Raw genomic sequence first — 14,681 nt, 5'->3', positions numbered from 1 at the left:
CCTTTTAATTTAATAATTTCTTTATAGGTTGATGGAAATTCTCCATTGAGTTCATTAGCAATCTGTTTTGCGCTAAAATGAAGGTTTCTTGCACGTGAATAATATCCGAGGCCTTGCCACATTTTTAATACGGTGCTTTCATCTGCTTTTGCGAGGTCGAAAACAGACGGAAAAGTGCTTGTAAATTTTAAATAATAAGATAATCCTTGAGCAACTCTTGTTTGTTGTAGCATGATTTCACTCAACCAAATGAAATATGGGTTCTTAACTTTACGCCAAGGTAGTTCTCTTTTATTTTGTAAGTACCAATAAATTAGTGAGTTAGAAAATTTCATCTTTAAAAAATAGAATTGCAATATTACATTTTAAAATTCACATAAATTTAAGTCTTTATTTTTTTGGAATTGATTAATTATCATATATTTGCATCCGCATTTTTGAGAGTAAATTATAAAATATATATTAAAAAAAGAGACATGACGAAAGCAGATATCGTATCAAAAATTTCAGATAAATCAGGAATTGAAAAAACAGATGTTTTGGCAACTGTGGAAGCATTTATGACTGAAGTAAAGGGTGCATTAGAAAATGGTGACAACGTTTATTTAAGAGGTTTTGGTAGTTTTATTATCAAAACAAGAGCAGAAAAGACAGGTAGAAATATTTCAAAGAATACAACTATTAAAATTCCTGCTCATAACATTCCAGCTTTTAAACCAGCAAAAACTTTTACTGAAGGAGTAAAAAGTAAAGTAGCTGTTAAGTAACAAAATACTAATCTAAACCTTAAATGGTTTAAAAAACAATTAACATTATGCCAAGCGGTAAAAAAAGAAAGAGAGCAAAAATCTCTACACACAAAAGAAAGAAAAGAGCTAGAGCAAATAGACACAAAAAGAAAAAGTAAGCTAACGCTTACTTTTTCGTTTATTATTTAGCGAAAAAGATTACAAACAAAAAGTTCATTGACATTAGAGGGTTTACTTGCTGTGTAAAGCAGTAGATCTTCTCACGGTATTTAAAAATACCTGACAATATTAATCCATCTGCACAATACAGTGCAGTGTTAAAACCAAATTCAGCATGAAAACAGAATTAATAATTCGTTCAAATTCATCTGATATTGATTTTGCCTTATTAAGGGATGGAAAACTTATTGAATTAAATAATGAAACAACTGATAACAAATTTTCTGTAGGCGATATTTTTTTAGCTAAAATAGGAAAAGTGTTAACAGGTTTAAATGCAGCCTTTGTTAATGTAGGGTATCCAAAAGATGGGTTCTTACATTATCATGATTTAGGTGCGCAGGTAAATTCATTAAACTCTTTCATTAAGAAAGTAAGCACAGGTAAGTATAAAGAATTCACTTTAAAGAACTTCCAAAAGGAAGAAGACATTAACAAAGACGGTAGTATTAATAATGCACTAAAAACAGGGCAAAACTTGTTGGTGCAAATTGTAAAAGAACCAATTTCTACAAAAGGGCCAAGATTAAGTTCAGAACTTTCTATAGCTGGTAGGTTTTTAGTTTTAGTTCCTTTTTCTAATAGAGTTTCTGTCTCTCAAAAAATTGAAGACCCAAAAGAAAAAGAACGTTTAAAGAGATTAGCAAAGAGCATAAAACCTAAAGGTTTTGGCGTTATATTAAGAACTGTTGCTGAAGGAAAAAAGGTAGCAGAACTAGATAAAGATTTGCAAAATTCACTAGAACGTTGGCAAAGAATGTGTAAAAGTATACCAAACACAAACACACCAACAAAAATTTTGAGTGAATTAAACAGAGCATCTTCAATTCTAAGAGATGTTATGAATGATTCTTTTACAAACATTGTAACAAATGATGAAACTTTGAAAGTTGAAATAAAAGAGTATTTACAAGAGATTTATCCTGAAAAGGAAAAAATTGTAAAATTACACAAATCTGAAACTCCTATTTTTGAAAAATATGGAATTGAAAGACAAATTAAAACATCATTTGGTAAAACAGTTTCTATGAGCAGAGGTGCCTATTTAGTTATAGAGCATACAGAAGCTTTACATGTTATTGATGTAAATAGCGGAAACCGTTCTAATAAAGCTGGTTCTCAAGAAGATACTGCATTAGAAGTAAATCTAATTTCAGCTACCGAAGTAGCACGTCAGTTACAATTACGTGATATGGGTGGAATTATAGTTGTAGATTTTATTGATATGCACAAAGCTGAAAACAGAAATAAACTGTATCAGCATCTAAAAGAGCAAATGGCTCTAGATAGAACAAAACACAAAATATTACCTCCAAGTAAATTTGGATTGGTACAAATTACAAGACAAAGGGTAAGACCTGAGTTAAGTATAAAAACTACCGAAGCCAACCCAAATAAAAATGGAGATGTAGAAGCGCCAATTGTCTTATTAGACAAAATTGAAGCAGATTTAGAAAAATTTATTTCTAATCCAAAAAATAAAAAGATACAATTACACTTGCATCCTTTTATTGCTGCTTATCTTTTAAAAGGCGTAAATTCTATTCGTTTTAGATGGTATCTAAAACACAAAAAGTGGATTACCATTATACCTAGAGATGCTTACACATACTTACATTATAGATTTAAATCTCCAAGAGATTAATTTTATAATTGTAAAAGGCAATAATTTTTTATCAAAAAAACCCGCAACTTTTAAGTTGCGGGTTTTTGTTTTTATAGAACCTTTCTATCTATTTTAAAGTGTGGTAATATGCTAAAAGCTTTACAGCATCACTTTCATTTTTTACTTTTAATCTATTGCTTTTTATATACTTTTTTAATTCTTTTTTCTTGTCCGAAAGAACTTTAAGTATATCTTTTTCCTTTAATCTTACATTAGCATATTTGTTGTCTTTGTTAAGAATATAAAACTTTTTTATTGTTACGTATTTCTTGTTAAGCTCTGTGTTATTGTAGCCATTATTAAGAACGTAAGGCTCTTTTAAAGTTTTATTGTAATCAATTAAAAGATAATTCCCTTTAGATAATGTTGGTACAGCAAAGTAGTTTCTATAAACATCATCAACAAATCTATTTGTTTCAATTCTTACAAAAGATGTGTTATTAATTACAAAACCTGTTACAGATTTATCTCTTAATATAAAACCTTTTTTTGCTCTAGCTGCGTTTCCTATAATTGGTTCTCCTGCTACCATGTCATATTGTATTCTTGCTTGTGGTGCATTTATAGAATCATTAATTGTTATTTGCCCATAACCCCATTCATCTAGTAAATATTGATGACCATTAATACCATCTGTCTTATAATTCATGTCGTTAAAAACACGAGCTGTTTCTTCAATTAGGCTAATAGCAGTTAATCCTCCTTGTGCTAAGCATACATTTCCCAATAGGAATATTGACCATAATAATTTTTTCATAATTTTATAATTTGTTTTGAGTTAATAGATTATTGTTTTTCTTTAATTAAATAAATATAGACAGGATAATGATCTGAATATCCTCCTGTGTAGCTACCGTTTGAAAAACTTCTAAAAGGATATCCTTTGAATCTTCCTTTTTTATCGCTTAAAAAACGTTTGTTAAATATCATTGCTTTGTACATTTTGTAAGTAGAAAAATCTTTCTCTCCTTTGTCTAATAATTGAGATGTAAAAAGTATTTGATCAAATAAGTTAAGATTGTCTCTGTAGGCAAGCGTATTAAATCCTCTTCTATGCAAATCTTCGTAAGGATTATACAAATCACCTTCTTCTACATTTTTCTTTTTACTCTTTGTTTTTAGAACTTTCTTAAAACTTGAGTTTATAGGGTCGTCATTAAAGTCCCCCATAGTTAAAATTTTAGCATTTGGTTCTTGCTCTCTTATTTGTTCTATAATTTTTGTATTCTGATATGCTGCTTTTTCACGTAAAGGTCTACTTTTGGCTTCTCCACCACTTCTAGAGGGCCAATGATTTACAATTACATGAATTAATTCATCATCTAAATAACCAGAAACTAATAATTGATCTCTTGTATAAACCTTATAGTTATTCCTATAAATATTAGGGTTAAAAACTTTATGATAAATGGGCTTAAAATATCTTTTTTGATATAATAAAGCTACATCAATTCCTCTTTTATCAGGAGAATCATAATGAATAATTCCATAGCCTTTCTTAATTAGGTGTTTAGACTTTACTAAATCTTCTAAAACACTCAAATTCTCTACTTCAGATACTCCAATAATTGCTGGACTTGTTTTTGCTTTATCTAAACCGATTTGTGCAATTGTACTAGAAAGCTTATCAATTTTATCCCAATAAACTTTAGATTTATTAGATTTCAGTTTCATTATTGGACTAGCCTCGTCGTTTTTAGTTACATCGTTTATGGTATCAAACAAGTTTTCTAAATTATAAAAAGCAATTGTTCTAATATTATATTTTTTCCCCTGCTTCTGTCCAAAAGAAACGGAGATTGATAATAGTAGTAAAATAGTTGCTTTTTTATACATTCTATAATATTAATGCAAATTTATAAAACAAAAATTAAGCCAAAAACTATATAATGATACTTTAACATATAAACATGTTTTTTTAACATATTTATGTTTTTTTAACATAAATGTTAAAGACCAAAGGCTTTGTAGAAAATTAAAAATAGGGTATTTATTCTTTTTTTAAATAAAAAAAGGCTAGCTTTACTACGCTAGAAAATTAAAAAGTAAATATTATGAAAAAAACTATTGTCCTAATAGTTCTGTTTCTATTGTGTTTTACAACAATAAATTCTCAAAATTTTGTAAAAGGAATTGTTGTAGACAGTAATTCAGAAAATCCATTACAAAGTGTTTTGGTTCGTGTAATTAATACTTCAATCAGCCAGTTTACCAAAGCAAATGGTGTTTTTAATTTAAACAACCTTACCAATGGAAATTACATTATAGAAATTAAATTATTAGGTTATGAAACACAAAATTTCCCTGTCGAGCTTTCGGGTAAAATAATAGATTTAGGAATTCTCTTGTTGTACAAAGATATTACTGAAGACCAAGATTTAAGTATTGTTACAATTACAGATGATGAATTAAATGATGATGGAGGCGCTTCAGATAATATTTCGGGTTTGTTACAAGCAAGTCAAGATGTTTATTTAAGAACAGCAGCTTTTGAGTTTAGCTCTTCATTTTTTAGAATTAAAGGCTTAGATTCTGAAAACGGAAAACTACTCATTAATGGATTAGACATGAACAAGCTTTATAGTGGAAGACCACAATGGAGTAATTGGGGAGGTTTAAATGACGTTTTAAGAAATCAAGAATTTAGTACAGGTTCAACAGCGTCTGCTTATACTTTTGGTGGAATTTTAGGTTCTACAAACATTAATGTAAGAGCATCAGTACAAAGACAAGGAACTCGAATTTCTTATGCCACTGCTAACAGAAGTTACCTACACAGAGTTATGGCTACACATTCTTCTGGGATGTCAAAAAAAGGTTGGGTTTATACAATTTCAGCTAGCAGAAGAGCTGGTAGTGAGGGTTTTGTCGACGGTACATTGTATAATGCAAATTCATTTTTTGTTTCTCTTGAAAAGAAATTTAATGAAGAACACAGCTTAAATTTTACTTCTATAACCGCCTTTAATAGAAGAGGTAAATCTGCACCACAAACGCAAGAAGTTTTTGATTTAAAGGGGTTAAAGTACAATTCTTATTGGGGTTTACAGAATAATGAAATTAGAAACTCTCGTATAAAAGAAGTTTCTGAACCAATTTTAATGTTGAATCATTATTGGAATTTAAATAAGACTACTTCTATTAATACTAATATTTCTTATCAATTTGGTAAAACAGGAAATAGTAGAATAGATAATAATGGAACTAGAGTAGATGGAACTGCTTTGGATGGTAACGAAAATCCTTACATAGTTAATTTAGGGGCTTCTAATCCAGACCCAACATATTACCAGAAATTACCTAGTTATGGTTTAAGACAAGGATATTCTAATATTTATGGTATTCAACAAAACTTTGTAAAAGATGGTCAATTAAATTGGAATCGTTTGTATAACGCAAATTTAAACCTTAATAATGGTGGTAATTCTTCTTATGTTTTATATGAAGACAGGAATGATGATACTCAATTTACCCTTAACAGTATTTTGTATAAAGAAATTTCAGAAAACATTACAATAAATGGTAGAGTTCAATATACTAAATTACAATCTAGGAACTTTGCAGAAGTATTAGATTTATTAGGAGGTACAGGTTATTTAGATGTGGATTCTTTTGCTGATTCTTTTGATGAAAAACAAAACGATTTATTAAACACCTTAAATATTGTTGGAGTAAGTGAAAAACTTAAATACAATTTCAACTTATTTTCTAGTGTATTAGATGGTTTTATTCAAGGACAATTTAAATACAACAAAGTAGATTTTTATATGGCAGCGAGTGTTACTAAAACTTCACATCAAAGAGAAGGTTTGTTTCAAAATGGTGGTTTTCAAACGACTTCATTAGGTAAATCCGAAGAATTAGGTTTTACAAATTATGGTGTAAAAGCAGGTTTAACTCATAAATTAACTGGTCGTCATTTATTAAATTTTAATGCAGGTTATTTAACCAAAGCTCCTAATTTAAGAAACTCATTTTCTAATTCTAGAGAAAATAATAGTACAGTAGATAATTTAACAAGTGAGAAAATTATTTCTGCAGATGCAAGTTATGTTTTTAGAGGTCCAATTTTACAAGCAAAAATAACGGGTTATTATACAAAAATACAAGATGCTACAGAAATTTCTTTTTTCTTTGCTGATGGTATTGGTGGAGATAATACAGCTTTTGTACAAGAGATTTTATCAGAAATTGATAAAAAACATTTTGGGGCAGAATTTGGTATAGAAGCACAAGTTACATCAACCATAAAATTAAAAGCAGCAGGTAATTTAGGGCAATATACCTATGATAATAATCCTAATTTATATTTAACCACAGAGAACAACACACGTTCTACTGATGCAGGTTTTGTAAATGGACGTAAAGATTTTGGTGCCTCAAATCTTAAGAATTACAAATTAGCAGCAGGCCCACAAACAGCTTATTCTGTTGGTTTCGAATATAGAGATCCAAACTATTGGTTTGTTGGTGCAACTGTAAACTTTTTTGATAATGTGTATGTAGATATAGCTCCTTTAACAAGAACTTCAAACTTTGCAGACGACGGAGGAATCCCTTTTAATAACTACGATGTAGATATTGCAAGACAATTATTACAACAAGAAAGGTTTAATGAATATATGGTTGTAAATATGATTGGTGGTAAATCTTGGAAAGTTGGAAATAAATATATTAGTTTTTTTGCGAGTCTTGGTAACTTGTTTAACACCAAGTACAAATCTGGAGGTTTTGAGCAAGGTAGAAATGCAAATTACAGACAACTGAAAGAAGATAAGGCGCTAGATACACCTGTCTTTGGAAATAAATATTGGTTTGGTAGAGGAACGTCTTATTTCTTAAATGTTAACTACAGATTTTAAAATAAAAAATTCATTAATATCTATAATTATGAAAACAAATAAAATTTACGGCTTTTTATCATTTATAATGATAGCCATTACATTAATATCTTGTGTGCAAGATGGAGATTTTACAGTACCAGATGTTTCTGTAGTAGAGCCAAATATTACAGCAAACTCTACAATTTTAGCAGTTAAAACAGCTTTGCAACAAGAGTTTAATTCTAGCGGAAATTTAGTGTATACATTCTTTGAAAATGAAGACAATCCTACTTATGCAGTAGGTTATGTGGCTTCTAGTGGTGCAACTGGTAACTTTTATAAAAAGTTAATGGTGCAAGATAAAGCTGAAAACCCAACTGCAGGAATTGAAATAGTTATAAATCAAACTTCATTAAGCGAAACTTTTGATATTGGTAGAAAAATCTATATTAAATTAGATGGTTTATCTGTTTCTTATGATGATGGTGGTAATAATACTAATAGTAGTTCAGTTGACGATATTGATCCAACAAACTCTGTTGTTGGAAAGTATGTTTTAGGAGTTTTAGATGGAGTTAGAGTAGATGATATTCCTTCAACATCTGTGGAAAAACATATTTTTAGATCAGCAACAGTTGTGGAAATTATTCCCTCAAATATAAAGTTAGCAGATATTACAGGAGCTCATATTAGTACAATGATTCAATTAACCGATGTACAAATATTAAAGTCAGACTTAACAAAAACTTTTGCAGGCGAAGCTAATGATCAATTTGATGGTTTTAGAACTATTTTCGAATGTGAAACAGAAAAAACAATTCAATTACAAACAAGTACGTTTGCAAGTTTTAAGTCCAACTTAGTACCTCAAGGAAAAGGTGTTTTTACAGCTGTTTTATCTAAAGATTTTAGATCAGAGGTTTTGGTAGCAATTGCTAATAAACCATCAGATATAGAATTTACGAATTTCGAAAGATGCGATCCTCCCGTTCTAGAGTGTACAAGTATACCTGGTGGTGGAACAATTTTTTTCTCTGAAGATTTTGAAGGTTTTGGTTCTTATACATCAGAAGGTTGGGGTAATATAAATATTGATGGAACAAACACAAGTTGGTTTATAGATAGTTTTAGAAGTACTTATTCTAGAATTTCTGCTTTTAGATCTGGTAATGCCATGGCAAATGTTTGGTTAATTACTCCTGCAATTAACATGGATAATACAACAGATGAAGAATTACTTTTTGATATTCAAGCGAGTTATGATAACGGCACAAATTTATCGGTATTTATTTCTACAAATTATTCAGGTGACCCAACAAATGCAACTTGGCAGCGTTTAGATGCTACAATTCCTTCTGGTCCAAATAGTGGTTTTGGTGATTTTAAAACTGTAGGGCCCATAAATATTTCTTGTATAGAGGGTAATAATGTTAGAATCGGATTTTTTTATTTAGGGGCAGACCCAATAGCTACCACTAGATATCATTTAGATAATATAAAAGTAAGAGGAAACTAATATTTTCAAAAACAAAAATATAAAACCAGTAAAGTTAATTCTTTACTGGTTTTTTGTTTTCTAAAGTGAAATATTAAATAAATTGGGTGTTTTTCCTCTTACTGGAATTTAAAAGAATGTATAGCTTTGTATAAAAAAACATGAATACTTTAGAAAATATAATTGAAACTAGTTTTTCTGTAAGATTAGAATTAGAAGAATTAACAACAAGTGGCGTTTTAAATTTTGAAACAAAAATGTTTAGTAATAATAACTCTTTTTGGAAAGGTACTATGTTAATCATACCTGTATATGGGCTTTATAAGGTGTCTTGGGGGTTTTATCAAAACGCGTTAGAAACTTTTTATAATAACACACAAACATCATTATCTTTAAAAATTAATTCTGAAATACATAAAGAAACAGCAACAATAACTAGAAAAACTGCTAGTTCATATTCAAGAAAAGAGTCTCATAAAACAGTAACATTACTTTTAAGAGAAAATGAAACATTGTCTTTAAAAGCAGAAGTTTTAGATAAAAATAACCCAAAAATGAAAGATATTTATTTTAATATTGAAAAGTTATAAACTGAAGAAAATTTTAAATTCAGTTGCTAAAAATATAATTTAGTACAAAAAACCAATAAAGTTTATTCTTTATTGGTTTTTATTTTTAAAAGAAAATGTAAAATTATAATGTGTAAATTTTATTTTTAATTGCATACATAACTAGTCCTACACGGTTTTTAACATTCAACTTTGTAAATAAAACATCTCTATAACCATCAATCGTTTTTGGACTTAAACACATCTTATCTGCAATTTCTTTATAGGTTAATTCAGTACAAGCTAATTTCATAAAAGTAAGTTCTCTTTCTTTAAAAGTAATTGAGTTTTTTCCGTTTCCAGAAATAGATTGCATTAATAAATTAGTAACATTTTTAGTATGAAAAAAGCCATTTTCTGCAACTTCTATTAATGCGTGTTCTAAAACTGATTTCTCTGTGTCTTTTAATAAATACCCAATAGCACCAACTTTTAACATTTTAAGAACGGTAGCGTCAGCATCTTCCACAGAAAGTGCCATTACATCTACGGCTGGGTGGTTGTTTGTTATCCATTCGGTGGTTTCTATTCCGTTCATAATGGGCATATTAATATCCATAAGAACTACATCAGGAATGTTCTTTGGTGAATTTGAAAATTTGTCAATTAATTCCTGTCCGTTTTTACAAGTATATAAAACTTTAAATTTATCAAAAGTATTTACCATACCTGCAATTGCTTGCGATAATAATGTATGATCATCAACAATAACTACCGAGTATTTTATCATAATTTATAATTTATTGAAAGTGTGGTTCCTTTATCTTTTTCAGAAGAAAATTTTGCTTCAGCGCCAATTAATTTAGCTCTGTTTTTTATGTTTTCTAAACCAATTCCTTTATTTAAATTTTCTTCGGAAGAAAAACCAATTCCATTATCCGAAGCAGAAATAAACAAGTTTTTATCTGTATAATTCAATGTCACTTTTAAAGTAGAAGCTTTAGAGTGTTTAATGGTATTAGAAAAGAATTCTTGTAAAATTCTAAAAATAATAATACTAGATTTTTTATCTATTTCACTTTCTTGTCCGGTAATCACTAAACTAGAATCAATAAAATTTAGACGATTAAAACGATCAATTTCTAATTGAATAGCCTCTCTTAATTTAATGTTCTTAATAGCTTCTGGATTTATCAATTTAGATAAAGCTCTAACTTCATTTAAACCTCTAGAAATGGTTTCTGAAACTTCGTTTATATTTTCTTCAGTAACACTTTGTAGTTGAATCTTTGCCAAGGTTAAAAGCTGCCCAATATTATCATGCAATTCCCAACTAATATTACGTAGCGTTTCTTCTCTAATTTCTATTTGTGTTTCTGCAATTTCTTTTTCGAAACGTTTTTTATTTTCTTCTTGTTCTTGCAGTAACTTGTTTTTTCTACGTTGAAAAACAGTGAAAAGCAAGACTATAAATATCACGCCTAAAACAACAATTAGAGTTGCAATTATTAATATTATTTTACTTCTTTCAAGTTCCATATTAATCCAATTATAAAACAACTGTGCATAAAGATAGTTAATGCATTCATTATATAAAATAATTTTGCTACATCTGAAGGTGGGATTTCAGTCAAATAATTAATTATAGCTAATAACGGCATAGCTCCTAAATAATAAACTAATAACCCTGTTGTTATCCAAAATGTATTGTCTTTTTTGTAATTAATTATTTTATCTGATATTAAAAATTCTCTTAAATATAAAATGCTAGTTATGCCAACTAATGTAGAGCCAATAAGAACAGATATTGTGTTATATGTCCTAACAAATAAAGATATTCCGTAATAAAAAAGTGTTAGAATAAATGTTAAATTGAAAATTAATATTACAATCTTAATTATTCTTTTAAATTGTTTTCTTTTTACCACTTTAAGGAAAAATAGAAAGACAAAATTAAATTCAAATAATATATTAATATTATATAAAAGCATTGATTTTACTTCATACCATTTAAGTAAAAGAGCTATAAAATCAATTAAGCTAATTGAAATTATAAAGCATAAAAAATAGACAATCCAATCATTTTTCTTAAACTTAAAGTAAAAAAATAAGTACAGAAAAACGGCAATAAAAGAGATAATATGTACAATAGAGGTTATCAAATTACATTGGTGGACTTATATGACTTCTGTTTCCAGCAGAACTTTCTCTGTCAATAGTTTGTTGGAACATCATCGCTTTATTTTCCATCATTTTAGGTTGTTTAAATGAATCATAAGTCCAAGTGTAATTATATTTTTGTAAAATATCTCTAAATAAAGCTGGTTTACCTTTTGTTGAATGTAAAGGATCAAAACTAACTCTTGTTTCACCATTAATAGATGTGGCTGGGATGTAAAAAAAAGTTTGAAACTCTCTAACTTTTTCATCTTTATAATTCTCTGGGTAAGAGGCCATCACAAAATTAATACTTGTTAATTTTATTTCTTTTTCTTTAGATAATTTTTCTACATAAGCAATATAGTTTTTTAATTGTTCTACAGGTATATTTATAACTCTAGAATCTTCTTTACCAAAAGCTTTCATTAAAGCTTGTTTTTTATTAGCATCATAATGTTGTAACATAGATGCTATTTCTTTGTAAGTTAATAAGTTTGTTGGTTTAGTAACTTCTTTTTTATCTTTGTTACAATCTGAACAACATGAGGAAAAAACTAGTAGACATGTAAATAGTAATAAAAGTTTCTTGTTAACTGATTTCATAATTTAATTTTTTTGGGTTAATGGTAGCCAATTTACAATTTTAATTTATTTAAAAAGTAAGGAGAGAGGTGTTTTGTAAACAATGCGCATTAAACCAGTGTGTTACAAAAAAAGCCCAATAATATAAAGTGCATATTCCTTTTTAAAAAGGGTGTTTTTCCTGTATAAATTATAAGGTTATACCTGTTGTGGATTTTTAAGACAATTTAGAGATTTGCATTATAAATGAGCTACTTATGATATCATTTTGTCTTCAGGGGAAATTGCTATAAACACCTTACTTTTTATGTAAGGTGTTTTTTTCGTTTTCTATTAAAAATAGTGAAAACCCCTTATAAAAACCAACTTTATCTTCTAATGTTATAGTTATTAGCCTCTTGTGTAGGTTTTTTTTTGATTGCAATTTTGTAGCACCAAAAAAAAATAAAATGAAAAACTTATTAAATGTAGCTATTAATGAGATTGGCGTAAAGGAAATTGCAGGAAGTAGAGATAGTAAACGCATTTTAGAATACGCAAAAGAATCTGGTTTTCCATGGGTAAATAATGATGAAACTCCCTGGTGTAGCATTTTTATAAATTGGGTAGCAAAAAAAGCAGGCTTAAAAAGAAGCGGTTTTGCATCTGCTCGCTCTTGGTTAAATGTAGGGGAATCTATCAATAGCCCTGAACCTGGTGATATTGTTGTGTACTATAGGAATGATATAAATTCATGGGAAGGACACGTAGGTATCTTTTTAGGTTATTCTGAAAATGCAGAACGTATTTATACTTTGGGAGGAAACCAAGAAAACTCTGTATCTATTTCTGCTTATTCGGCAGAGAAGTTACTAGGTTTTAGAAGGCTAAATCCAAGTAGAAAACCAATTTTACCAAAACCGATTTTAAAAAGAGGAGTAAAAGGTGTAGAAGTAGAAAAATTACAGAATATCCTAAAATTTTTTGGCTATAAAACGGGTACTTCAGATGGGGATTTTGGGCCTAAAACAGAAAAAGCTCTAATCTTATTGCAATCTACAGAATTTTGCAGAGAAGCAACAGGAATCTATGATTTAAAGACTAAGAAATACATAAATCTATTATTAGAAAAAAAAGGTTGATTCTTAAAAATATAGGCGGAAACCGAAAAGCCAGTTTTAAATAGAGTAGGTGAGATTAAAAAAAATGTTATGTTAGTTAATATTAAAGCAGATTTTACTTGTGACAATAGTTATTCTATATGGATAGGAGATGAAAACAGTGTCCACACAAAAATTACACAAGCTACTAATACACAAGCGAGTCAAATTTTTAATGGAGAGCATATAAATTTTAATGCTTTAAAGCCCGAATACTTATATGTTATTGCTTGGAGTGATGATAGTACCAAACAAGGATTAATTGGTTCGTTTTCTGGAGGAATAACAATAAATACTGGTAATCCTTTATGGGAAGTTTTACCAACAAAGAGTAATAAAGATAATAATCAATTTCCAACAAAAAATGAAATTAATAGTTTTGTTACACCTTCAGTTCCTTTAGATTGGAAAAAACCTTTTGTAGGACCAACAAATGCAAACACTTCAAGTATTTATAGTAGTGTTAATCCTATTAATGGAATAGATATAAATGCTAACTGGGTTTGGCATAATAGTAATAATTCTTCAAATCCTTTTGTTGGAGGTCATAATCATGATGAATTTTTAGTATTTAGAATTCCTGTAAAATATTTAGTAGGATGCAGCCCTTGCAGTGATGAAGGTGAAAAACAAACAAAGACTATTAAAAAAAGAGCTTTAGAAAAACATTTTACAATTAACGGAAAAGGAAATAATAATAAAAGATGTGTAGAGCCTCATTCTAAAGAAACTTGTTCAATGTTAGATTTACCTAATTTAGAACCTTGTTTTCATATGCATTGGGGAGATTCAAAGAGAGATCAAATTGAAAGTCACGATGATGAAATTTTATACATAACTGCATGTAATCCTTATGGAAATTTAAGTTTAAGAGGTTTAACTATAACTAGCATAAATTTAATTCCTAATGGAAGAATTCTATCAAACGGAGAAAAAGAAATTCAAATTGTACCAGACAAATTAATTTGCTTTGGAGATTTAGAAGGATGTATCTGTTCTAGTAGAGAATTTACTCTATTAACAAGAGGTATTAAGCCTGGAGATTATAAAATTGTATTAGAGTATTGTATTAAGTCAATTGAAATAAATCAAAACAACAAAGGTGAAAATGCTTTTGAAATTGAAATTATTAATTCATAAAATTAAAATCATGAAAAATTTAAAAATAATAAGTATTACCTGTTGTGCATTATAAAAAAGCTGTTCATTGATTAAGAGAATCGTATATTTAATTGAATTTCAAACATTTAAATAGATGAACAGCTTTAGAGCAAATTACGAGAAAATTTTAGAGGTATTA

Annotated in this window: 12 protein-coding genes and 1 pseudogene; 7 read left to right on the top strand and 6 right to left on the bottom strand. The window is 28.6% G+C overall.

Features of this window, described 5'->3' with window-relative positions; genetic code table 11:
* Positions 1 to 335, bottom strand: a pseudogene (locus tag V3V28_RS13800) (A/G-specific adenine glycosylase); the annotation flags it as partial.
* Between the two features lie 126 nt (positions 336 to 461).
* Here V3V28_RS13800 and V3V28_RS13795 point away from each other — a divergent pair.
* A complete protein-coding gene (locus tag V3V28_RS13795; protein WP_331365597.1) occupies positions 462 to 767 on the top strand; it encodes an HU family DNA-binding protein in 306 nt (101 codons plus the stop codon).
* Positions 768 to 1,083: 316 nt separating this feature from the next.
* Positions 1,084 to 2,613, top strand: a complete 1,530-nt coding sequence (locus V3V28_RS13790) for a ribonuclease E/G (protein WP_331365596.1) — start codon at positions 1,084 to 1,086, stop codon at positions 2,611 to 2,613.
* Positions 2,614 to 2,701: 88 nt separating this feature from the next.
* On the opposite strand, the gene V3V28_RS13785 is transcribed toward V3V28_RS13790, so the two are convergent.
* Positions 2,702 to 3,391, bottom strand: a complete 690-nt coding sequence (locus V3V28_RS13785; protein ID WP_331365595.1) for a hypothetical protein — start codon at positions 3,389 to 3,391, stop codon at positions 2,702 to 2,704.
* A 29-nt stretch (positions 3,392 to 3,420) separates the two neighbouring features.
* The gene (locus V3V28_RS13780) at positions 3,421 to 4,470 is read right to left on the bottom strand and encodes an endonuclease/exonuclease/phosphatase family protein (RefSeq protein WP_331365594.1); all 1,050 of its coding nucleotides are present in this window, start codon (positions 4,468 to 4,470) and stop codon (positions 3,421 to 3,423) included.
* Between the two features lie 218 nt (positions 4,471 to 4,688).
* On the opposite strand from V3V28_RS13780, the gene V3V28_RS13775 reads away from it, so the two are divergent.
* The 3 genes from V3V28_RS13775 (at position 4,689) to V3V28_RS13765 (ending at position 9,542) form a co-directional block, all read left to right on the top strand.
* On the top strand, positions 4,689 to 7,496 hold the full coding sequence (locus V3V28_RS13775; RefSeq protein WP_331365593.1) for a carboxypeptidase-like regulatory domain-containing protein: 2,808 nt from the start codon (positions 4,689 to 4,691) through the stop codon (positions 7,494 to 7,496).
* Between the two features lie 28 nt (positions 7,497 to 7,524).
* Positions 7,525 to 8,973, top strand: a complete 1,449-nt coding sequence (locus tag V3V28_RS13770; RefSeq protein ID WP_331365592.1) for a DUF5689 domain-containing protein — start codon at positions 7,525 to 7,527, stop codon at positions 8,971 to 8,973.
* A 140-nt stretch (positions 8,974 to 9,113) separates the two neighbouring features.
* A complete protein-coding gene (locus V3V28_RS13765; RefSeq protein ID WP_331365591.1) occupies positions 9,114 to 9,542 on the top strand; it encodes a hypothetical protein in 429 nt (142 codons plus the stop codon).
* A 103-nt stretch (positions 9,543 to 9,645) separates the two neighbouring features.
* Here V3V28_RS13765 and V3V28_RS13760 read toward each other — a convergent pair whose 3' ends face one another.
* From V3V28_RS13760 to V3V28_RS13750, 3 genes are all read right to left on the bottom strand, one after another.
* Positions 9,646 to 10,290 (bottom strand): response regulator transcription factor, encoded by a 645-nt coding sequence (locus tag V3V28_RS13760; RefSeq protein ID WP_331365590.1) that lies wholly within the window; start codon positions 10,288 to 10,290, stop codon positions 9,646 to 9,648.
* Positions 10,287 to 11,039, bottom strand: a complete 753-nt coding sequence (locus tag V3V28_RS13755) for a sensor histidine kinase (protein ID WP_331365589.1) — start codon at positions 11,037 to 11,039, stop codon at positions 10,287 to 10,289. The genes V3V28_RS13760 and V3V28_RS13755 overlap by 4 nt, the downstream gene beginning before the upstream one ends.
* Positions 11,040 to 11,663: 624 nt before the next feature.
* Positions 11,664 to 12,263, bottom strand: a complete 600-nt coding sequence (locus V3V28_RS13750) for a hypothetical protein (RefSeq protein WP_331365588.1) — start codon at positions 12,261 to 12,263, stop codon at positions 11,664 to 11,666.
* Between the two features lie 428 nt (positions 12,264 to 12,691).
* On the opposite strand from V3V28_RS13750, the gene V3V28_RS13745 reads away from it, so the two are divergent.
* Both V3V28_RS13745 and V3V28_RS13740 read left to right on the top strand, forming a co-directional pair.
* On the top strand, positions 12,692 to 13,363 hold the full coding sequence (locus tag V3V28_RS13745; RefSeq protein WP_331365587.1) for a C40 family peptidase: 672 nt from the start codon (positions 12,692 to 12,694) through the stop codon (positions 13,361 to 13,363).
* Positions 13,364 to 13,432: 69 nt separating this feature from the next.
* The gene (locus V3V28_RS13740; RefSeq protein WP_331365586.1) at positions 13,433 to 14,521 is read left to right on the top strand and encodes a hypothetical protein; all 1,089 of its coding nucleotides are present in this window, start codon (positions 13,433 to 13,435) and stop codon (positions 14,519 to 14,521) included.
* Positions 14,522 to 14,681 lie beyond the last annotated feature (160 nt).

The organism is Polaribacter sp., from assembly GCF_036480315.1.
GTDB lineage: Bacteria > Bacteroidota > Bacteroidia > Flavobacteriales > Flavobacteriaceae > Polaribacter.
Note: the sequence above shows the minus strand (reverse complement) of the source record. Positions and strands in the feature narration are given on the sequence as shown.

Coding starts and splice junctions, on each gene's coding strand:
- V3V28_RS13790 (WP_331365596.1), top strand. CDS start 1,084: ATGAAAACAGAATTAATAATTCGTTCAAATTCATCTGATATTGATTTT.
- V3V28_RS13785 (WP_331365595.1), bottom strand. CDS start 3,391: ATGAAAAAATTATTATGGTCAATATTCCTATTGGGAAATGTATGCTTA.
- V3V28_RS13780 (WP_331365594.1), bottom strand. CDS start 4,470: ATGTATAAAAAAGCAACTATTTTACTACTATTATCAATCTCCGTTTCT.
- V3V28_RS13775 (WP_331365593.1), top strand. CDS start 4,689: ATGAAAAAAACTATTGTCCTAATAGTTCTGTTTCTATTGTGTTTTACA.
- V3V28_RS13770 (WP_331365592.1), top strand. CDS start 7,525: ATGAAAACAAATAAAATTTACGGCTTTTTATCATTTATAATGATAGCC.
- V3V28_RS13765 (WP_331365591.1), top strand. CDS start 9,114: ATGAATACTTTAGAAAATATAATTGAAACTAGTTTTTCTGTAAGATTA.
- V3V28_RS13760 (WP_331365590.1), bottom strand. CDS start 10,290: ATGATAAAATACTCGGTAGTTATTGTTGATGATCATACATTATTATCG.
- V3V28_RS13755 (WP_331365589.1), bottom strand. CDS start 11,039: ATGGAACTTGAAAGAAGTAAAATAATATTAATAATTGCAACTCTAATT.
- V3V28_RS13750 (WP_331365588.1), bottom strand. CDS start 12,263: ATGAAATCAGTTAACAAGAAACTTTTATTACTATTTACATGTCTACTA.
- V3V28_RS13745 (WP_331365587.1), top strand. CDS start 12,692: ATGAAAAACTTATTAAATGTAGCTATTAATGAGATTGGCGTAAAGGAA.
- V3V28_RS13740 (WP_331365586.1), top strand. CDS start 13,433: ATGTTAGTTAATATTAAAGCAGATTTTACTTGTGACAATAGTTATTCT.